This is a genomic window from Photobacterium aquae, from assembly GCF_001029445.1.
In the GTDB taxonomy this organism is placed as follows: domain Bacteria; phylum Pseudomonadota; class Gammaproteobacteria; order Enterobacterales; family Vibrionaceae; genus Photobacterium; species Photobacterium aquae.
Genome location: NZ_LDOT01000005.1, coordinates 126283 through 144667 on the forward strand (window position 1 = coordinate 126283; position 18385 = coordinate 144667).

At 56.3% G+C, this 18385-nt stretch carries 20 protein-coding genes; 8 read left to right on the forward strand and 12 right to left on the reverse strand.

Going from position 1 to position 18385, the window contains the following annotated elements; all coding sequences use genetic code 11:
- Positions 1 to 4: 4 nt before the first annotated feature.
- Positions 5 to 1171 (reverse strand): nucleotide sugar dehydrogenase, encoded by a 1167-nt coding sequence (locus ABT56_RS05110; protein ID WP_047877789.1) that lies wholly within the window; start codon positions 1169 to 1171, stop codon positions 5 to 7.
- 95 nt (positions 1172 to 1266) lie between these two features.
- Positions 1267 to 2208, reverse strand: a complete 942-nt coding sequence (gene rfaD, locus ABT56_RS05115) for an ADP-glyceromanno-heptose 6-epimerase (protein WP_047877790.1) — start codon at positions 2206 to 2208, stop codon at positions 1267 to 1269.
- A 112-nt stretch (positions 2209 to 2320) separates the two neighbouring features.
- Here rfaD and ABT56_RS05120 point away from each other — a divergent pair, with 112 nt between their 5' ends.
- Positions 2321 to 2965, forward strand: coding sequence for a TetR/AcrR family transcriptional regulator (locus ABT56_RS05120; protein WP_047877791.1), 645 nt, complete (start codon positions 2321 to 2323; stop codon positions 2963 to 2965).
- Here ABT56_RS05120 and ABT56_RS05125 read toward each other — a convergent pair.
- The 3 genes from ABT56_RS05125 to gpmM are packed head-to-tail and all read right to left on the reverse strand — an operon-like array spanning position 2962 to position 6457.
- Positions 2962 to 3720, reverse strand: coding sequence for a divergent polysaccharide deacetylase family protein (locus ABT56_RS05125; RefSeq protein WP_047877792.1), 759 nt, complete (start codon positions 3718 to 3720; stop codon positions 2962 to 2964). The genes ABT56_RS05120 and ABT56_RS05125 overlap by 4 nt on opposite strands.
- Positions 3721 to 3749: 29 nt before the next feature.
- Positions 3750 to 4907 (reverse strand): peptidoglycan DD-metalloendopeptidase family protein, encoded by a 1158-nt coding sequence (locus ABT56_RS05130; protein ID WP_047877793.1) that lies wholly within the window; start codon positions 4905 to 4907, stop codon positions 3750 to 3752.
- An 8-nt stretch (positions 4908 to 4915) separates the two neighbouring features.
- Positions 4916 to 6457, reverse strand: coding sequence for a 2,3-bisphosphoglycerate-independent phosphoglycerate mutase (gene gpmM / locus ABT56_RS05135; protein WP_047877794.1), 1542 nt, complete (start codon positions 6455 to 6457; stop codon positions 4916 to 4918).
- Between the two features lie 425 nt (positions 6458 to 6882).
- Between gpmM and ABT56_RS05140 the strand changes: the two genes are divergently transcribed.
- From ABT56_RS05140 to cysE, 4 genes are all read left to right on the forward strand, one after another.
- Positions 6883 to 7332, forward strand: coding sequence for a rhodanese-like domain-containing protein (locus ABT56_RS05140; RefSeq protein ID WP_047877795.1), 450 nt, complete (start codon positions 6883 to 6885; stop codon positions 7330 to 7332).
- A 123-nt stretch (positions 7333 to 7455) separates the two neighbouring features.
- On the forward strand, positions 7456 to 7926 hold the full coding sequence (secB, locus tag ABT56_RS05145) for a protein-export chaperone SecB (RefSeq protein ID WP_047877796.1): 471 nt from the start codon (positions 7456 to 7458) through the stop codon (positions 7924 to 7926).
- Positions 7927 to 7938: 12 nt separating this feature from the next.
- Positions 7939 to 8955: an NAD(P)H-dependent glycerol-3-phosphate dehydrogenase gene (gene gpsA, locus ABT56_RS05150; RefSeq protein WP_047877797.1), complete on the forward strand. Its 1017-nt coding sequence runs from the start codon at positions 7939 to 7941 to the stop codon at positions 8953 to 8955.
- A 128-nt stretch (positions 8956 to 9083) separates the two neighbouring features.
- Positions 9084 to 9905 carry a serine O-acetyltransferase gene (gene cysE / locus ABT56_RS05155; RefSeq protein WP_047877798.1) on the forward strand — a complete coding sequence of 274 codons (822 nt, stop codon included), beginning with the start codon at positions 9084 to 9086 and terminating at the stop codon, positions 9903 to 9905.
- 74 nt (positions 9906 to 9979) lie between these two features.
- Here cysE and ABT56_RS05160 read toward each other — a convergent pair whose 3' ends face one another.
- From ABT56_RS05160 to ABT56_RS05170, 3 genes are all read right to left on the reverse strand, one after another.
- Positions 9980 to 10444, reverse strand: a complete 465-nt coding sequence (locus ABT56_RS05160; protein ID WP_047877799.1) for a tRNA (cytidine(34)-2'-O)-methyltransferase — start codon at positions 10442 to 10444, stop codon at positions 9980 to 9982.
- A 159-nt stretch (positions 10445 to 10603) separates the two neighbouring features.
- Entirely contained in the window at positions 10604 to 11962 is a 1359-nt protein-coding gene (gene cpxA, locus ABT56_RS05165; protein WP_047877800.1) for an envelope stress sensor histidine kinase CpxA, read from the reverse strand.
- Entirely contained in the window at positions 11962 to 12651 is a 690-nt protein-coding gene (locus ABT56_RS05170) for a response regulator (protein WP_047877801.1), read from the reverse strand. The genes cpxA and ABT56_RS05170 overlap by 1 nt, the downstream gene beginning before the upstream one ends.
- A gap of 177 nt (positions 12652 to 12828) precedes the next feature.
- Between ABT56_RS05170 and ABT56_RS05175 the strand changes: the two genes are divergently transcribed.
- A complete protein-coding gene (locus ABT56_RS05175) occupies positions 12829 to 13320 on the forward strand; it encodes a CpxP family protein (RefSeq protein WP_047877878.1) in 492 nt (163 codons plus the stop codon).
- A gap of 543 nt (positions 13321 to 13863) precedes the next feature.
- Positions 13864 to 14826 (forward strand): 6-phosphofructokinase, encoded by a 963-nt coding sequence (gene pfkA / locus ABT56_RS05180; RefSeq protein WP_047877802.1) that lies wholly within the window; start codon positions 13864 to 13866, stop codon positions 14824 to 14826.
- 130 nt (positions 14827 to 14956) lie between these two features.
- Here pfkA and tpiA read toward each other — a convergent pair whose 3' ends face one another.
- Positions 14957 to 15727 (reverse strand): triose-phosphate isomerase, encoded by a 771-nt coding sequence (gene tpiA / locus ABT56_RS05185; RefSeq protein ID WP_047877803.1) that lies wholly within the window; start codon positions 15725 to 15727, stop codon positions 14957 to 14959.
- Positions 15728 to 16152: 425 nt separating this feature from the next.
- On the opposite strand from tpiA, the gene ABT56_RS05190 reads away from it, so the two are divergent.
- Positions 16153 to 16500, forward strand: coding sequence for a 5-carboxymethyl-2-hydroxymuconate Delta-isomerase (locus ABT56_RS05190; protein WP_047877804.1), 348 nt, complete (start codon positions 16153 to 16155; stop codon positions 16498 to 16500).
- Here the strand turns inward: ABT56_RS05190 and ABT56_RS05195 are convergent.
- The 3 genes from ABT56_RS05195 to ABT56_RS05205 form a co-directional block, all read right to left on the reverse strand.
- A complete protein-coding gene (locus tag ABT56_RS05195) occupies positions 16497 to 16817 on the reverse strand; it encodes a DUF3135 domain-containing protein (protein WP_047877879.1) in 321 nt (106 codons plus the stop codon). The genes ABT56_RS05190 and ABT56_RS05195 overlap by 4 nt on opposite strands.
- Positions 16818 to 17009: 192 nt before the next feature.
- On the reverse strand, positions 17010 to 17753 hold the full coding sequence (locus ABT56_RS05200; RefSeq protein WP_047877805.1) for a ferredoxin--NADP reductase: 744 nt from the start codon (positions 17751 to 17753) through the stop codon (positions 17010 to 17012).
- Between the two features lie 13 nt (positions 17754 to 17766).
- Positions 17767 to 18384, reverse strand: coding sequence for a helix-turn-helix transcriptional regulator (locus ABT56_RS05205; RefSeq protein WP_047877806.1), 618 nt, complete (start codon positions 18382 to 18384; stop codon positions 17767 to 17769).
- Position 18385: the final 1 nt, after the last annotated feature.

Consider the following 18385-nt stretch of genomic DNA (forward strand, 5'->3'; position numbering starts at 1 on the left):
TTGATTAGTCTGAACCGAAGAGGTCGCGAGTATAAACTTTCTCGGCTACATCTTCTAATAATTCCGACCTGCGGTTGGAGACAATCAAATCGGACATCGCCTTGAAGCTGTCGAGGTCCCGGATCACTTTGGAGTGGAAGAAATGCGACTCTTTCAGCACCGGCTCGTAGACCACCACTTCAATCCCCTTGGCCTTGAGCCGTTTCATTATTCCCTGAATCGACGATGAGCGGAAGTTGTCCGAGCCTGCCTTCATGATCAGGCGGTAGATGCCGACCACTTTGGGCTGCTGCCGGATGATACTGTCGGCGATGAAGTCCTTGCGGGTATGGTTGGCATCGACAATGGCGTTGATGAGGTTGTTCGGGACCGTCTGGTAATTGGCCCGGAGCTGCTTGGTGTCCTTGGGCAGGCAATAGCCGCCGTAGCCGAATGACGGGTTGTTGTAGTGGGTGCCGATCCGTGGGTCGAGGCCAACCCCTTCGATGATTTGGCGGCTGCTCAAGCCGTGGGTCTCGGCGTAGGAGTCGAGTTCGTTGAAATAGGCGATCCTCATCGCGAGGTAGGTGTTGGAGAACAGCTTGACCGCCTCGGCCTCGGTGGCGTTGGTGAACAGGACGGGGATGTCATCCTTGGCCGCTCCCTCGACCAGCAGGTCGGCAAAGCGGCGTGCGGCCTCGCCGTGGTCGCCGACGATGATGCGCGACGGGTAGAGGTTGTCGTGCAGGGCCTTGCCTTCTCGGAGAAACTCTGGCGAGAAGATGATTCGATCGGTGTGATGGGTCGCCCTGAGTTTTTCGGTATAGCCGACCGGCACTGTGGACTTGATGATGATGGTGGTGTCGGCGTTGATGGCAAGGATGTCGTTGATCACGGCCTCGACCGAGCTGGTGTCGAAATAGTTGGTCTGGGGATCGTAATCGGTCGGGGTAGCGATGATCACATAGTCCGCATCCCGGTAGGCTTTTTTCTTGTCGAGGGTGGCATGGAAGGAGAGGGCTGGGTTGGCAAGAAAATGCTCGATATCACGATCAGAGACCGGGGATAGCCTGTCGTTGAGCATGGCTATTTTGTCAGGGAGGATGTCGACGGCGATAACGTCATGGTGCTGGGCAAGTAAGAGTGCATTGGAGAGCCCGACATAACCTGTACCGGCAACTGCAATTTTCATTCGACTACTCCTGTTTTTGCTGTCGTGATCACACTTCACTTACAAGAGTAGTAGCCATCCCCTGAAAAGGGATGGCTAGAATAAGTTTGTGGCAATTAATTAATAATGGCCATGTACTCGGCAACACCTTCTGCGACGGTCTTGAACGGTTCTTGGTAGCCCGCAGCACGAACCTTGGTCAGGTCGGCCTGGGTGAATTTCTGGTAGCGGCCCTTCAGGTGCTCAGGGAACGGGATCTCCTCGACCTCGCCTTTGCCGTGGAAGGCGATAACCGCTTTGGCTACTTCGCTAAACGGTTCGGCTTGGCCGGTACCGCAGTTGAAGATGCCAGAAACGCTGTTTTGCCAGAACCACAGGTTCATCTTGCACACATCGCCGACATAGACGAAGTCGCGCTTGAGCGCATCGGAGCCTTCGAACAGTTTCGGGTTGTCGCCGTTGTTGATCTGGGTATTGAGGTGGAAAGCAACCGAGGCCATGCTGCCTTTGTGCTGTTCGCGCGGGCCGTAGACGTTGAAGTAGCGGAAGCCGGTGATTTGAGACAGGGTCTCGCCGTGGGCCTCGGCGTCTTGCCATAGGCGGCGGACGTAGTTGTCGAACTGCTGCTTGGAGTAGCCGTAGACGTTCAGCGCGCCTTCGTACGGTTTCTCTTCGATGAAATCACGATCACGGCCACCGTAGGTTGCCGCCGACGAGGCGTACAGGAATGGGATTTCACGCTCAAGGCAGTAGTGAAGCAGCTCTTTGGAGTACTCGTAGTTGTTGAGCATCATGTACTTGCCGTCCCACTCGGTGGTCGCCGAACAAGCGCCTTCGTGGAAAATCGCCTCGATTGGACCGAACTCGTCACCGGCCATGATCTGGGTGATGAAGTCTTCCTTATCCATGTAGTCGGCGATGTCCAGATCCACTAGGTTGGCAAACTTGGTGCCGTCTTTGAGGTTGTCAACGACCAGGATGTCGTTGCGGCCGATTTCGTTGAGGGCTTTGACGATGTTGCTGCCGATCATGCCGGCGCCACCAGTTACAATAATCATAGCTTTTCCAGTTTTAAATGGGTCGCGCAGCCGTATAACGGCCGACGTAATGAATAACCTTTATGGTAGTATTAGCAGATCACCAACAGGATGGGCGAGAAGTGAGACGCAAATGAAGACCCGTGACAGAATTATCCTGGCTGCACTTGAGCTGTTCAATGAAAGCGGTGAGCCGAATGTGACCACGAACCATATCGCTGCCCATCTGGGGATCAGTCCCGGCAATCTGTATTACCATTTCCGTAACAAGGAAGAGATTATACACAGTATTTTTGATCAATACGCGCATGATCTCAGCATTCATTTCCAGCCCCATAGCCACACCCCTGTCACCGCTGCCCACCTGCTAGACTACCTTGACTCGGTCTTCATGCTAATGTGGCGCTATCGTTTCTTTTATGCCAACTTGCCCGATATTCTTCGCCGCGATGCCCAGCTGCAGCATAAGTACCTGGCCGCGCAGGAAGGGCTGCAGCAAAACATCATGGCAATGATGAACAGCTTCAAGAGCAGCGGCCTGCTCGATCTGGATGGCGGCGAGCTGGAAGGGTTGGCCAGTACCCTCAAGCTGGTGGCATCAAGCTGGATTTTCTACCAGAGCGCGCAGACCCCGGGTGCCACGATCACCAAGGCGGTGATCTACCAAGGGGTGTTGCAGATGCTGGCGATTGTCCGCCCTTTGACCACGCCCGAGGGACGCGAGCGGGTCCGCCAGCTCGAGGCGCACTACTGCTCGCAGGTGGAAAAGGATATTTAGTCGTCAGTTTTGGCTGGGGGCGCAGGGTATAGGCTGGACAGCCTGACCAGCGTGATGCCGTACTTGTCGGCTATGGCTGGAAGCTGTCGCTCGAGCGCGCTCAGCGTCACCGGGTAAGGATGGCCGATGGCCACCGCGTAGCCCTGGCTCTGTGCCTTGCGGGCCGCCAGCCTGAGCTGGTGGCTGATGAAGTCAGTCGTTCGCTGGTGGTCAAGGAATACGTGGCGGCGCAGGGCCGGTACATGGTATTGCACGGCAATGGCCTCTGCCACTGACTGTGCTGAGGTCCGGCTGTCGAGGAAGGCCAGCTGCTGCTCTGCCAGCGTTTCCATTACCCAGATCATCGCCTGCCTGTCTTGGGTCAGGGCACTGCCCATGTGGTTGTTGATGGCAAAGGCCCCGGGCAGCTGTGCCAGGGCTCGCTTGAGAGCCAGCTGGAGTTCGCCTTTGCCCATTGTTTTGGTGAGGGTGGTCTGTTCCAGCGGGGCTTTTCGGCTGGGTTCCATTGGCATATGCAGCAATATGTCCCGGTGTTGTTGCCGGGCCTGTTGGTGGATGGCATGGGCGTAGGGGGTGTCGGGCAGAATCGAAACCCCTATTTCAGGGGGCAGTGCGGCGAGCTGTGGCGGGAGTGGCTGGTAGCCGAGATCGTCGATGATAATGGCGAGTTGTGCCGCGAAGGCCGGGAGTGCCGCTATTATTGCCAGCACCCCTCCGATTCCCCATCCTAGGGCTTTGTTTCGTAGTGCTTTCATCCGTGTTGGGCTTAGTCCTTGTTGAGCGGCTAGCGGATCAGCCACTGGCGCGGGTTGGACGGGTTGCCCTTGCGGCGTATTTCGAAGTAGAGTGCCGTCTGCTCCTGGCCACCACTGTCGCCAACCAGGGCGATGGCTTCACTGCCCTGGACGGTATCCCCGACCTTCTTGAGCAGAGTCTGGTTGTAACCGTAGAAGCTCATGTCTCCCTTGCCGTGGTCGATGACCAGCAGCAGGCCGTAGCCGCGCAGCCAGTCGGCGAAGACCACTTTGCCCGGATAGATAGCCTTGACCTGGCTACCCTGGGTCTGGCCGATCACCATCCCTTTCCAGTGCAATTCGCCTTGCAGGCTAGAGCCGTAATTATGGATAACCCGGCCTTTCACCGGCCACGGCAGCTTGCCTTTGTGGCGGGCGAGGCCGTCCATCGGGACTCGGCGCGCCGCTTCGGCGGCGGCTTTGGCTCGGGCTATTTCTTTGACCAGCCGTTGTTCGTTGGATTTCAGCTCACCGAGGTAGCGGTTGTCGCTACGTACTTGTTGCTTGAGGGTGCGAACGGTCTTCTGGCGCTGCTTGCGCTCTGCCTCTAAGCTCTTTTGGTGCTGCTTGAGGCTGGCGAGTAGGGTGGTCTGTTCGGCTTGCTGCTCGCGGAGCTGGTGTTGCTTGAGCTGGAGCTCGGTGGCGGTGGCCGTCAGTTCGTCCAGTGCCCGGCTACGGGCTTGGCTGAGGCGCTCGGCATAAACGGTAAAACGGTCAAGGCGGTTTTGGTCTTGGCCGCTTAGGATCAGAGCCAGCTGGCTGTGCCGCCCCTGTCGATACTGGGTATTGAGCAATTCGCCGAGCAGTTCGCGTTGGCCTAGCTGTTGCTGCTCCAAGGTGGCGAGTTGTTGCTTGAGTGTTCGGATCGAGTTTGTCAGCTCTTGCTGGCGTTGTTCGGCCCGGTGGATCTTGCGCGCGGTGTCTGCAATGCCGGTCTCCTGTTTCTTCAGGGTTTTCTGGAGACTGTCTATTTTCTTCTGGGTGGCATTGAGTTGGCTTTGCTGGCGGGTGATTTCCTGTTTGACGCCGTCAAGCTGGCCCTGATCGGCCCAGCTGGTAGGGGCGGCAAATGCCAGGCATAGCAAAGCGCCAGTGCACAGGGCACTGGCGCGGAGCTTATTGTATAGGTGTGTGATCTTCTCCCGCATGGGGATGATTATTTCAGATCAAACAGCACCTGACCAGTCATCTCTGCAGGGATTTCCAGATCAGAGAGAGCCAGCATAGTCGGAGCAAGGTCAGACAGCTTGCCGCCTTCTTTCAGGGTCAGCGACTTGTTGCCAACGTAAACCAGTGGAACCGGTAGGTTGGTGTGGGCAGTGTGGATGCCGCCTGTCTCTGGGTTCACCATCATCTCGGCGTTGCCGTGGTCAGCGGTGATCAGAAGCTGGCCGTCCATCTCGCGGATTGCCTCAACAACGCGGCCGATGCAGCCGTCAACGGCTTCACAGGCTTTCACTGCAGCATCGTAGACGCCGGTGTGGCCAACCATATCGCCGTTCGGGTAGTTACAGATAATGGTATCGAACTCACCGCTCTTGATTGCCGCGACCAGCTTGTCGGTCAGTTCAGGGGCGCTCATTTCTGGCTGCAGGTCGTACGTAGCCACTTTAGGAGAGGCAACTAGCTGGCGAGATTCGCCGTCGAACTCGTCTTCAACACCGCCGTTGAAGAAGAAGGTCACGTGGGCGTATTTCTCAGTTTCGGAGATGCGAAGCTGCTTCTTGCCTTTCTTAGATAGCCACTCGCCTAGCGTGTTCACCAAATCCGCTGGTGGGTAGGCAACAGGCATGTTGATATCGGCAGCGTACTGGGTCAGCATCACTACGTCAGCAAGCGCTGGGAACTGAGCACGCTCGAAACCTGCGAAGTCCACCTCGAAGGCACGGGTGATCTGGCGGGCACGGTCGGCACGGTAGTTCATGAAGATCACGCTGTCGCCATCTTCCATTGCTGCGCTTAGCTGGCCTTCGGCACGGATCTCAGTTGCCTTGACGAACTCGTCGTTCTCGTCACGGGCGTAGGCGGCCTCAAGGCCTTCCACAGCAGATGCCGCGCAGAATTCTGCCTTGGCTGCTGTCAGTAGGTTGTAGGCAACTTCAACGCGGTCCCAGTTGTTGTCACGGTCCATCGCGTAGTAGCGGCCAACCAGTGATGCGATGCGGCCAGTGCCTAGTTTGGCGAATAGGGCATCGAAGCGCTCAAGAGAGGCTTTCGCGCTGCGTGGTGGTGTGTCACGGCCGTCAAGGAAGCAGTGCAGGTACACTTTCTTCGCGCCGCGCTGAACAGCCATTTCTACCGCTGCAGCAATGTGGTCTTCGTGGCTGTGCACGCCGCCTGGCGACATCAGGCCCATCAGGTGAACGGCTTTGCCAGCGTTCACGGCTTTGTCGATTGCGCCTGTCAGAGCTGGGTTTTCGAAGAAGTCGCCGTCAGAAATTGACTTGGTGATACGGGTTAGGTCTTGGTAAACGATACGGCCTGCACCAATGTTAGTGTGGCCAACCTCAGAGTTACCCATCTGTCCTTCTGGCAGGCCAACATCCATACCTGATGCAGAAATCAGGGTATGTGCTTCGTTTGCCATCAAACCGTCAATAACGGGTGTGTTGGCATTTGCAATAGCGTTGTTGGCGTTGTCTTGGCGGTAACCCCAGCCATCAAGGATAACCAAAGCCAGTGGCTTCTTAGCAGACATATGCTGTCCCTCGTAAAGTTAAAAACCTGAGTGTAATTTAGAACAATTACCTCAATCTCGACACCGATTGACTCAGGTAATTGATCGTTTACTGCGTAATTTTACTACACTTATCGGCACAAACCGCAGGTCAAGATCAAACAATGCTGTAAATGGATTGTTATCTTCCTACGGAAATATATTCCTTTCTGCCGTCGAGTGTAAGATCCGGAGCACAGTTTTTTTCACTTTTTCGTGTTGGAGGCAATGGGAGCCCGGTTGTTTATTCCTTGCTCGGAATGCTTGCCGTTCGAGTGAGCCGCCGCTCGGAATTCCAGTCGCCTGCTGTACAAGACGGCCAGTGAGGGTATACTCATGAGCCTCAATTTTGTGGAGTTAGGCCTCGGCAACAGTGGGCTGATCATTAGGAAGACAGAGCGAAAATCATGCAGCAATACATCGATTTTGTAACAAGTAACCCAATTCTATCCCTGATTTGGGTCGGCCTGGTTGTGGCCATCATCTCTTCAATCGTGAAACAGAAAACCGCGGGCTACAAGATTGTCGGCCCGAACGAGGCAACTGCCATGGTCAACCGCGAGGACGGCGTGTTCGTTGACATCCGCAGCCGCGACGAATACCGCAATGGCCATATTGCCGGAGCACTTCACATTTTGCCTAGCCAAATCAAAGAACAGAACTACGGCGAACTTGAAAAGCACAAAGATGCCCCAATCATCGTAGTATGCAAGACAGGTCAGACTGCGCAAGAAAGTGCCGACCTGCTGCACAAGGCGGGTTTCAGCAATGTGAACCTGCTTAAAGATGGCCTGATTTCCTGGAATGAAGCGAACCTACCATTGGTGCGCAGCCAGTCGGGCAAAGGCAAGAAGTAAACAACGAGGGCGGGGCGACGGTCGCCTCTCCCTGCGTATTGATTTTGTGCAGTTGTGATCAAACGTATCATGGTTGCGGTATTGATAGACCCACGCTGTGGGTAGAGAGAAAAGGACTCAAAGATGGCTGAAGCAGCAAACAACGAAGCACAACAGAACTTCCAAATCCAGCGTATTTTCCTAAAAGACGTCTCTTTCGAAGCGCCAAACTCACCTCAGATGTTCCAGCAGGAATGGAACCCAGATGTGAACCTTGACCTTGACACTCAGAGCCGTGAGCTTGGTGAAGGCGTATACGAAGTGGTACTTCGTCTGACTGTGACTGTGAAGAACGCAGAAGACACTGCATTCCTTTGTGAAGTACAGCAGGGCGGTATTTTCTCTGCGACAGGTATGGAAGCGCCTCAGCTAGCCCATTGCCTAGGTGCATTCTGCCCTAACATCCTGTTCCCGTATGCGCGCGAAACAATCTCTAGCCTAGTGGTTAAAGGTACATTCCCGCAATTGAACCTGGCACCAGTTAACTTTGATGCCCTGTTCATGAACTACCTGCAGAACCAAGCGCAGGCAAACGAAGAAAACACTGAAGCTTAATTGGTGATAGCTATGACCCCAGGCAACGAACAAGCCGTATCTATGACCGTGCTAGGCGCGGGTTCCTACGGCACCTCTCTGGCCATTTCTCTTGCTCGCAACGGGGCCAATGTGGTTCTGTGGGGGCATGAGCCTGAGCACATCGCTCAGCTGGAAATCGATCGTGCCAACGAGGCGTTCTTGCCAGGGGTTTCGTTCCCTGAGTCGTTGATCGTCACGGCGGATCTCGAAGCGGCGGTAACGGCCAGCCGAGATCTGTTGGTGGTGGTGCCAAGCCATGTTTTTGGTGCGGTACTGGCCAATGTGAAGCCCTTCCTGCGTGATGATTCGCGCGTGTGCTGGGCGACCAAAGGGCTGGAGCCGGAAACCGGCCGCCTGCTCAAGGACGTAGCCGTTGAGGTGTTGGGCGATAGCGTGCCGCTGGCGGTTCTGTCAGGCCCGACATTTGCCAAAGAGTTGGCGGCGGGTATGCCGACCGCAATTGCGGTGGCGTCTCCCGACCCGTCCTTTGTCAGCGACCTGCAGGAGAAAATCCACTGCAGCAAGACGTTCCGCGTCTACAGCAACAGTGATTTTATCGGGATGCAGCTTGGCGGTGCGGTCAAGAACGTGATCGCCATCGGCGCCGGTATGTCTGACGGGATCGGCTTCGGGGCCAATGCGCGCACCGCGCTGATCACCCGTGGCCTTGCCGAGATGTGCCGCCTTGGTGCCGCGCTAGGCGCCCAGCCGGAAACCTTCATGGGGATGGCTGGCCTGGGGGATCTTGTCCTGACTTGTACCGACAACCAGTCGCGCAACCGCCGTTTTGGCTTGGCCTTGGGCCAAGGCAAGGACGTCGATACCGCGCAGCATGAAATCGGTCAGGTGGTCGAGGGCTACCGCAATACCCGTGAAGTGTGGGTACTGGCCCAGCGGGTCGGGGTCGAAATGCCAATTACCGAGCAGATCTATCAGGTGCTTTATCAGGGCAAAGACGCCCGTGAAGCCGCCAAGGATCTGCTGGCCCGAGAGAAGAAAGACGAGTAATCGCCGTTTTTTGAACGAGCCAGTCCAAGCGTAAGTTGACAACGCAGGCTAATAGCCTGCGTTGTTTTTTTTTGAGGTCGAGTTAAAGTTATAGCAGGCCCGAAAACAAGTACAAGATCGAGGATGTCGTGAGGGAATGTCAACAATATGCCGTTTGGCAGGCGATTAAGCAGGAAGCGCGCGAGCAATCAGAGCAGGAGCCGATGCTGGCGAGCTTTTACCATGCCACCATCATCAAGCACGATAACCTTGCTGCGGCGCTGAGTTATATCTTGGCCAACAAGCTGGCAACGCCGTCGATGCCGGCGATGGCGGTGCGCGAGGTGATCGAAGAAGCTTTTGCGGCAGATTGCTGTATTACCGAGTCGGCAGCCTGTGATATCCGTGCCGTGGTAGAACGTGACCCGGCGGTGGAGATGTTTTCAATCCCGCTGCTGTACCTGAAGGGGTTCCATGCCCTGCAGGGCTACCGGGTAGCCAACTGGCTGTGGAAGCAGAAGCGGGTGGCGTTGGCGGTATACCTGCAGAACCAGATTTCGGTTGCCTGTCAGGTTGATGTGCACCCGGCGGCGAAGATTGGTCAGGGGATCATGTTCGACCATGCTACCGGTATCGTGATTGGCGAGACGGCCGTTATCGAAAACGATGTTTCTATTTTGCAGGACGTGACCCTGGGCGGTACCGGTAAGGAAGGGGGCGATCGTCACCCTAAGATCCGCGAGGGCGTGATGATTGGGGCCGGCGCTAAGATCCTCGGCAATATCGAGGTCGGCGAAGGGGCCAAGATCGGCTCGTGCTCGGTGGTGCTGAATCCGGTTCCGCCGCACACCACCGTCGCTGGCGTGCCCGCCAAAATTGTCGGTCGCCCGAGCAGCGAAAAGCCATCGATGGATATGGATCAGCAGTTCAATGGCACCAGCCAGACGTTCACGGCCGGTGACGGTATCTGACGGTATTTCCCTGATGTCGGGGTGCAGACAAAAAAGCGAGAGCCTGCTGCTCTCGCTTTTTTATTGGCCGCTATTTATACCGCGCCCTTGAAGCCGAGCTGTCGCCACGCCTCGTAGCCGATGATGGCGGCGGCATTGGACAGGTTCAGGCTGCGGCTGTCCGGGTGCATCGGGATCCGCAGACGCTGCTCCAACGGCAGGCTCGCGATGAAGTCGGCAGGCAGGCCGCGGGTCTCCGGGCCGAACAGCAGGATATCGCCCTCGCGGAATTCGGCGTTGGTGTGGAAGTTGGTGGTCTTGGTGGTGCAGGCAAACAGGCGGCGGTCGCCTACATGCTCGAGGAAGGCGGAAAAATTGGCATGGCGGTAGACGTGGGCGAGATCATGGTAGTCCAGGCCGGCACGGCGTAGCTTTTTCTCTTCCAGATCAAAACCCAGCGGTTCAATCAGGTGCAGGTTGGCGCCGCAATTGGCACACAGGCGGATAATGTTGCCGGTGTTGGGGGCGATCTCCGGCTCGTAAAGGGCAATATCAAACATGAGGGGGCTTTCCGTTATATCGATGGGCTCATTGTATACCCAAGCTACCTCAATATGCTCGTTTCAGCGTAAATGTATTGGCCGCTCATCACGGCGCTTGTCCGAAACTCGCTGGAACGGGTAACGGGCGGGCAGCCCGTTACCTGCTGTTTAAGGCGATCAGATCAGTGGCAGCGTCATGGTAATTCTGAGGCCCCCGAGCGGGCTGCGGCTGGCGTTGATCGTCCCGCTGTGCTGGCGGACGGCACTTTCGGTAATGGCCAGCCCGAGCCCGGTTCCGCCGCTGCTGCGGTCTCGGGCGGTCGACACCCGGTAGAAGGGGCGGAAAATGGCCTCCAGCTCGGAATCCGGTACTCCGTCGCCGTTGTCATCGATGGTGATGCAAAGCTGCTTGCCGGTGTTGTCAAATGCCACTTCGACCCGGTCGTGGCCATATTTGATCGCGTTGCGGACGACGTTCTCCAACGCGCTGATCAGCAAGTTGGGGTTGCCGTGGATCGGCCAGGCTGCCAGCGGGGTGTAGGAGAGTTTCTTGCCGCACTGCTCCGCTTCGAACTTGGCATCCTCGAGCATATCGAACCACAGGGTTTGGGCGTCGCTGCTCTCGCGGTGCTCATGGCTGTTGACCTGCATCCGCGAGAGTTCCAGCAGCTCGCTGATCATCTGCTCCAGTCGCTCGGCCTCGGTGTCTATCCTGCTCAGCTCCTTGCTTTGCCCCTGCTTGCGCTGGGCCAGTGCGGTGGCCATCCTCAGCCGGGTCAGTGGCGAGCGTAGCTCGTGGGAGATATCAGACAACAGTCGCTGTTGGCCGCCGATCATCTGGTTGATGGCCTCTACCATCTGGTTGAAGCTGGCCCCGGCCTGACGGAATTCGCTCGGCCCCGATTCTAGTTTTGGGTCTACCTCGAACTCACCGCGGGCGACGCGCTCAGCCGCTGCCTGCAAGCGCCGGGCGGGCAGGGTAACGACCCAGGCCAGCCACAAAAGCAGGGGGGTGCTGACCAGCATGGTTACCAGCAGCAACTGGAACGGCTTGTCGAGGATCTGGATAAAGAACGGTGGAGGCTCGCGCCAGAACCGCGCCACATACATCAGCAGCTGCTGGTCTTGGAGTTGGACCGCGAATGGGCCGGCCATCATCCAGCGGCCGTAGAGTTTCTGCTTGGGCGAAGCTGGCGAGTCGGCCATGGTGATGAAGTTGCGCAGCGCCTTGTTACGTCCCTGCGGGGAGAGCACCTCGCCATCGGTCGTGGTGAAGTAGAGCTGGTGGCCGCGGTGGCGGTCGTGCTCGGTAAAGCGCTTCAGCCGCGTTCTTAGGCTGCCGTCAGCATGATCGATCTTCTCGGCGATCTCCTGGGCCGATTCGGTGAGGCGCTTGAGCTGCGGTTCGGGGATGGTGTGCTGGGTGCGCGGGTCGAGAACCGGCAGCACGAGCAGGGTCACCACCACAATCAGCAGGGTCAGCCAGAAAATGGCAAAGATCCGGCCATAGAGGCTCGAGACGCGGGGCAGTTTCATCAGGCGTCCTCGACCAGCAGGTAGCCCTTGCCGCGCAGCGTCTTGATCCACGCCTTGCCGTCATCGCGTACCGGGAGTTTTTTGCGAAGGTTGGAAACATGCATGTCGATCGCTCGGTCGAATGGGGCCAGCCGCTTGCCGAGCACCTCGAGGCTAAGGTCTTGCTTGGAGATGATTTTCCCGGGGTGCTGGATGAAATAGCTCAGCAGTGCCAGCTCGGTGCCGGTCATGTCGACCTGGGTGCCGTTGCAGAGCACCTCCTGACGGCCGGGAAAGATTTCTATCGCTTGGTAGCGAAGGCAGTCAGGGCCGCTCTTGGGCTGGCTGGCCTGTTGGGTCCGGCGCAGGATCGCCCGCATCCGGGCAAGCAACTCGCGATCGCTAAAGGGTTTCGGCAGGTAGTCGTCGGCACCGAGCTCAAGGCCGAGTACCCGGTCGATCTCCTCGCCCTTGGCGGTCAGCATCAGGACCGGGGTCGCGTGGGCTTCGCGCAGGCGGCGCAGCATCTCGGTCCCGTTCATGACTGGCATCATGACGTCGAGCAGCACCAGATCGATGGTGTCGTCGAGTCTTTCTAGCCCCTGCTCGCCGTTATTGGCTTCGATGACGTCGAAACCTTCCATTTCAAGAATGTCAGTCAGTAGCGATGTCAGCTCGGTGTCGTCGTCGACCAGTAGGATTTTGGCCATGATCATTTCCCTTATATATCTGCTATACCGTTAGTATCCTCAATCTTGGTCGGGCAAGCCAAGCAAAACCCGATGGGCTTTACGCAGCTTTACGTTTGGCAGACAGCCCTTTACTTTGCATCGGGTAAGCTTGTTTCCATAGACATAGCGCCGCAAGGCAAACTGGAGATGAATATTATGGCAACACTGAAGAAGACATTGGCATTGGTTATCGCCCTTCCTTTGGCTCTGGGCTCGGCATCGGCACTGGCTTACGGTGGTGGCAAGCATCACGGTGGTCATGGCGGCAAGGGTGCATGCGGTATGCACGACGGCAAGCAGATGTTCCGCCAGCTTGATTTGAGCGATGAGCAGAAGAGCCAGCTTCAGGAGATGCGCAAGGCCAACCGCGAGGCGATGAAGAGCGAGTGGGCCAAGCATCACGGCGAGATGAGGGCGAATCACCAGCAGATGCAGAAGCTGGTTCTGGCCGACAACTTTGACGAGGCGGCGGTCCGCTCGCTCGCTGAGAAGATGACTGAGCAGCAGGTCGAGCGTCGTGTCGAGATGCTCAAGCATCGCCATGACATGCTTAATGTGCTGACTGCGGACCAGAAAGCCAAGTACCAGCAACTACAGGCTGAGCGGATGGAAAAGTGTGAAGCGCGTATTGCTGATAAGGAAAAATAACCGTAACGGGATAATAGATATGTAAAAAGCTGCCTCGGGCAGCTTTTTACATTTGCGTGCTAGATAACATTTTTTTCCGACTAAGGCCGAGAAAAACGCCGGAATGGTCATTATTTTGTTATTAATTTTCATCGCAAAACAGCTATACTGCGGCATATTGTTTAGTTCAGTGCCGAATTAACAGTGTGATTATCAAGGATGAGCTTCATATCACCCGAGCTTCTCACCCTCATCGGCAGCACTGGTGGCTACGGGCGCAGGATATATACTGGTTAGAGAGACTCGACCGATGGCGCTGCCCGGTAATCAGTCGTGAATGATCTTTCCACGATGGCAGGGCGTGCCGAAATCAGGCATTTTGCCCAAGTTGCAACCTATCGTGATGTGAATCAACAAATTTTTTTATCAAAATTGTAATACTCCTACATTAGTAGGAAAATTACAGTTTACACGAGTGCAGCGATTTGGCTGCAGTGCCGAGCGGGGAACCTTGGCGCCTCGTGCCGGATTTGAATTTTCAATTCCCAAAGTCAGAGGGTAACCATGATTAAGAAGATTGGTGTATTGACCAGTGGTGGTGACGCACCGGGTATGAACGCGGCTGTTCGCGGTGTAGTTCGCGCTGCGCTATCAGAAGGCGTGGAAGTGTATGGTGTATACGACGGCTATCAGGGCCTGCACCAGAACCGTATCGAAAAACTGAATCGCCAGAGCGTGTCTGATGTGATCAACAAGGGCGGTACGTTCTTGGGTTCTGCTCGTTTCCCTGAATTCCGGGACGAGAAGGTTCGCCAGCAGGCGATCGAAAACCTGAAGATCCACGGTATCGACGCCTTGGTTGTGATCGGCGGTGACGGCTCATACATGGGTGCGAAGAAGCTGACCGAGATGGGCTACCCATGTATCGGCCTGCCTGGCACTATCGACAACGACGTAGCGGGCACCGATTACACTATCGGTTACCTGACGGCACTGAACACGGTTATCGATGCGATTGACCGCCTGCGTGATACTTCGTCGTCTCACCAGCGTATCTCTATCGTAGAGGTAATGGGCCGCCACTGTGGCGACCTTACCCTGATGTCTGCGATTGCAGGCGGCTGTGAGTACATCATCACTCCGGAAACTGGCCTGAACAAAGAGAACCTGTTGGCGAAAGTCAAAGAAGGTATCTACAAGGGCAAGAAGCACGCAATCATCGCCATCACTGAGCTGATGACGGATGTTAACGAGTTGGCTAAGTACATCGAAGACGAAACTGGCCGCGAGACTCGTGCAACGGTACTGGGTCACATCCAGCGTGGCGGTCAGCCAACTGCGTTTGACCGTATCCTGGCATCTCGCATGGGTGCTTACGCGGTTGACCTTCTGCTAGAAGGCCACGGTGGCCGTTGTGTTGGTATCCAGAATGAGAAGCTGGTTCACCACGACATCATTGACGCTATCGAGAACATGAAGCGCCCAGTTCGTACAGACCTGTACAAACTGGCTGACAAGCTGTTCTAATTTCGGTTTTCCGAGATGCAAAAACCGGCCTTCGGGGCCGGTTTTTTTATGGTTGCGGTTTGCCGCCGCTGGCTGCTCGGATCAAAAAAGCCACCCGGAGGTGGCTTTTTTCACGGCAAGGGAGGAAGAATTACTTCTTCGCTTCCGCTGCTGCTTTAGCAATCGCTGCAAAGCTTGCTGCGTCTAGTGCTGCACCGCCAACTAGCGCGCCGTCGATGTCAGGCTGTGCGAAGTAAGCGGCTGCGTTTTCAGGCTTCACTGAACCGCCGTACTGGATAACAACGTTCTTCGCCACTTCTTCGCTCTTCTGTGCGATGTGCGCGCGGATTTCTGCGTGGATACGCTGTGCGTCGTCAGCTGTCGCTGCCTTGCCAGTACCGATCGCCCAGATTGGTTCGTAAGCGATGATTGCACCGTTAAGCGCTTCAACACCCTGGGTGTTGATCACTGCGTCGATTTGGCGTGCACATACTGCAACAGTTTCGCCAGCTTCGTTCTGAGCTTCAGACTCACCGATACATAGTACAGGAGTTAGGCCGTGCTCTTTTAGGAATGCGAATTTCTTAGCAACGAACTCGTCTGATTCGTTGTGGTATTCGCGGCGCTCAGAGTGGCCGATGATGATGTGGCTTGCACCGAAGTCTTTTAGCATCTCAGGAGAGATATCGCCGGTGAATGCGCCGCTGGCGTTGATGTCAACGTTCTGTGCACCAAGGATGATTTTGCTTTCCGCTTTACCGATTAGCTGCTCAGCCAGGTCAAGGTACATTGCTGGTGGTGCAATAGCGACGTCTACACCTTCTACACCTTTCAGTTCAGCATCCAGGCCCTTAATTAGGTTAGATACCATTTCCTTGCTGCCGTTTAGCTTCCAGTTACCCATAACCACAGGATGGCGCATAGCTTTTCTCCAAATCAATTTGATGTAAATAAACTAATACTGATTAGCGTAGTGAACCACTGCCGGCATATGGCCGCAGCTGGCACTAGGCTAATGAGTATCGGTCAACTACCGCTTGCCGTGCAATAAAAACTAACCCCGAACCCGCCGTTGCAGTGTTCGAACACTATAGCAGTTCGGCGATTTATTTTACTGTCCGAAATCATTTCTGTGCTTGGTTGTACCTTTTTCCCTGTCAAAAGTGAACCGCTGCGCGGAATTTTTTTTCGGTTTGGTGTAATTGCTGTCTCGGTACGGGGGCAAAGACAGTGATCAATGATGGAAATATCGCCACCCGGCTTGGTGTCCGGCCGCCGGTTTGGTTATGGTGGACAGAAAGGCAGCGACATAGGGTGTTGCTGGCAATACACAAGGAAGAACAAGGAATGCCTAACCTCGTAATGGAATATGCCGAACCCGTGGTCGAGCGGGTTAATATCCCCGGTTTGCTCGATGATCTTCATACCCTGCTGCTGGAGTGCGGGATCTTCGAGCCGGGAACGGTCAAGTCGCGTAGCTACTGCTGTCAAAACTGGTTGGTGGGCAAGCAGCGCGATCTCGATACCTTCATCCATATCGAACTTAGCATGCTCTCCGGCCGCAGCGGCGAAGTGAAGCGCGAACTGTCACGTGCCCTGATGACGGTGCTCGAAGGCCATGCTGCCAGCATCAGCAGCCTGACCATCAATATCCGGGATATGGATCAGGACTGCTTTCTCAAAGTGTTGAATTAGCTATCCGGCTCGGGGCGTCGGAAAGGACGGATCTCTGCCGTTTGATCGGACAGGGTTTCCGGCGCGTTCAGGGCTTGAGCTAGCCGGCGGAGTTGCTGTTGGAGCTCTGCCATTAGCAGGATGTTGGTATGGTTCGGGTTTTTGCCATAGCCAATGACATGGTTGATATGGCTGAGCTGGGCCCGCAGTCGGGGCTGCATTTCCTTGCTGGCCTGACTGATGATCTCCTCGCTCATCGAGAGGCGCAATGCCTCCAGCTGATCGGGGTCGTTTTCGGCCATCGCCTTGAGCTCATCGAACGGGGGTAGCGTCTGCATATGCTGTTCTCCCTGCATAGTGCCAGCCTTGGCGGTTGGCGTATTGTTCCTGCCTGATTTTTCTTCGAGCTATCCAATAACATTAGCAGCCGGCGGGAAAGAGTGGTGGGCGGGGTTTGAGATTGGGGCGAAAAAAAGCCCGCCGGATTTTCTCGGGCGGGCAGGATGGCTGCGAGGCAGTTCGCGGTGCGATCACCAGTAGTGCTCGGTGGTGATCTGGCCGGGTTTGCGGCGGAGGTTCTTGCTGAAACCGCGTGCCTCGAGGGCGGCCTTGGTATCTCTGACCATGGCCGGGTTACCGCACAGCATGACTTGGCTGTGGGCCGGGTCGAGCGTGATGCCGACATGGCGCTCGAGCATCCCGTCGGCAATGGCTTGGGGGATGCGTCCCGGCAGCGTCAACGGCGCAGGCTCACGGCTGACGAATGGCTGGACGATGAGTTGGTCCGGATGGCGCTGTTGCAGTTCGGTGATTTCGGCCTGGTAGCTGAGATCGGCGGCAAAGCGAACGGCATGGGTCAGGACGACCTTGCGGAAACGGCGCCAGACTTCTGGCTCGCGCAGCATCGACAGGTACGGGCCGATGGCGGTACCGGTGGCCAGCAGCCACAGGTGCTCACCTTCGGGAACCTCATCGAGGGTGAAGAAGCCGTTGGCCCGCGCCGAGATAAAGACGCTATCGCCTTCCTCCAGCCGATGCAGGCGGGGCGAGAGCAGGCCGTCGGCAACGCGGGTGGCATAGATTTCGATTTGCGATGACGAGGGAGGATTGACAAACGAATAGGCCCGCTGGACCAGCTTGCCGTCAATCTCAAGCCCCAGTTTGGTAAACTGGCCGGCCTTGAATGGTTCGATGTTGGCTTCAAGAACCAAGCTGAATAGATCTTGGTTCCAGTGGCGGTTGGTGATCACCCGTGCGGGAATCCAGTCAGCCATAATCATCTCCTCGTTATCGTTTTATTATTCGATACGCACAGCGCCTCTCTCCGGCAATGATGTGTTCGTCGCGATCGATCTGGTAGCCATCACCGAGCAGGCGGCGGAAAACCGCCAGCTCTGATTGGCACAGGGAAGGGCAGCGCGTCGCTGCATGGCAGATAGGGCAGTGGTTCTCGACCAGCAGGAACTGCTCGCCGTCTTGGTGGAGCTCGGCCATATAGCCTTCTTGTTCCCTGAGTGTAGCTAGGATTTGCAGCTTTTCGTGTATCGTATCTGCGCCAGCCAGTTGGGTTTGGTAGTGGCCGAATGCCTGCTGCTCGCGCCGGTCGATGACCTGCCCGAGCCCTTCCTTGCCGAACAGGGTCTCGACAGAGTCTAGCATCTGGACGATGAGATCGCCGTGGCGGTCGGCAAAGCGGCGGTGGCCGAGATCGGTCAGGTGCCAGTGGCGGGTGGGGCGGCCGACCTTGACCTTGACGTCTTCGAAGCGGACTAGCCCCTCTTCTTCCAGCCCTTGCAGGTGCAGGCGGACGCCCATGGTAGTGAGCTTGAACTCCTTGGCCAGCTGTTTGGCGGTGGCCGGGCCTTCGCGCTTCATGCGGTATAGTATTCGGTCGACTGTCTTCATG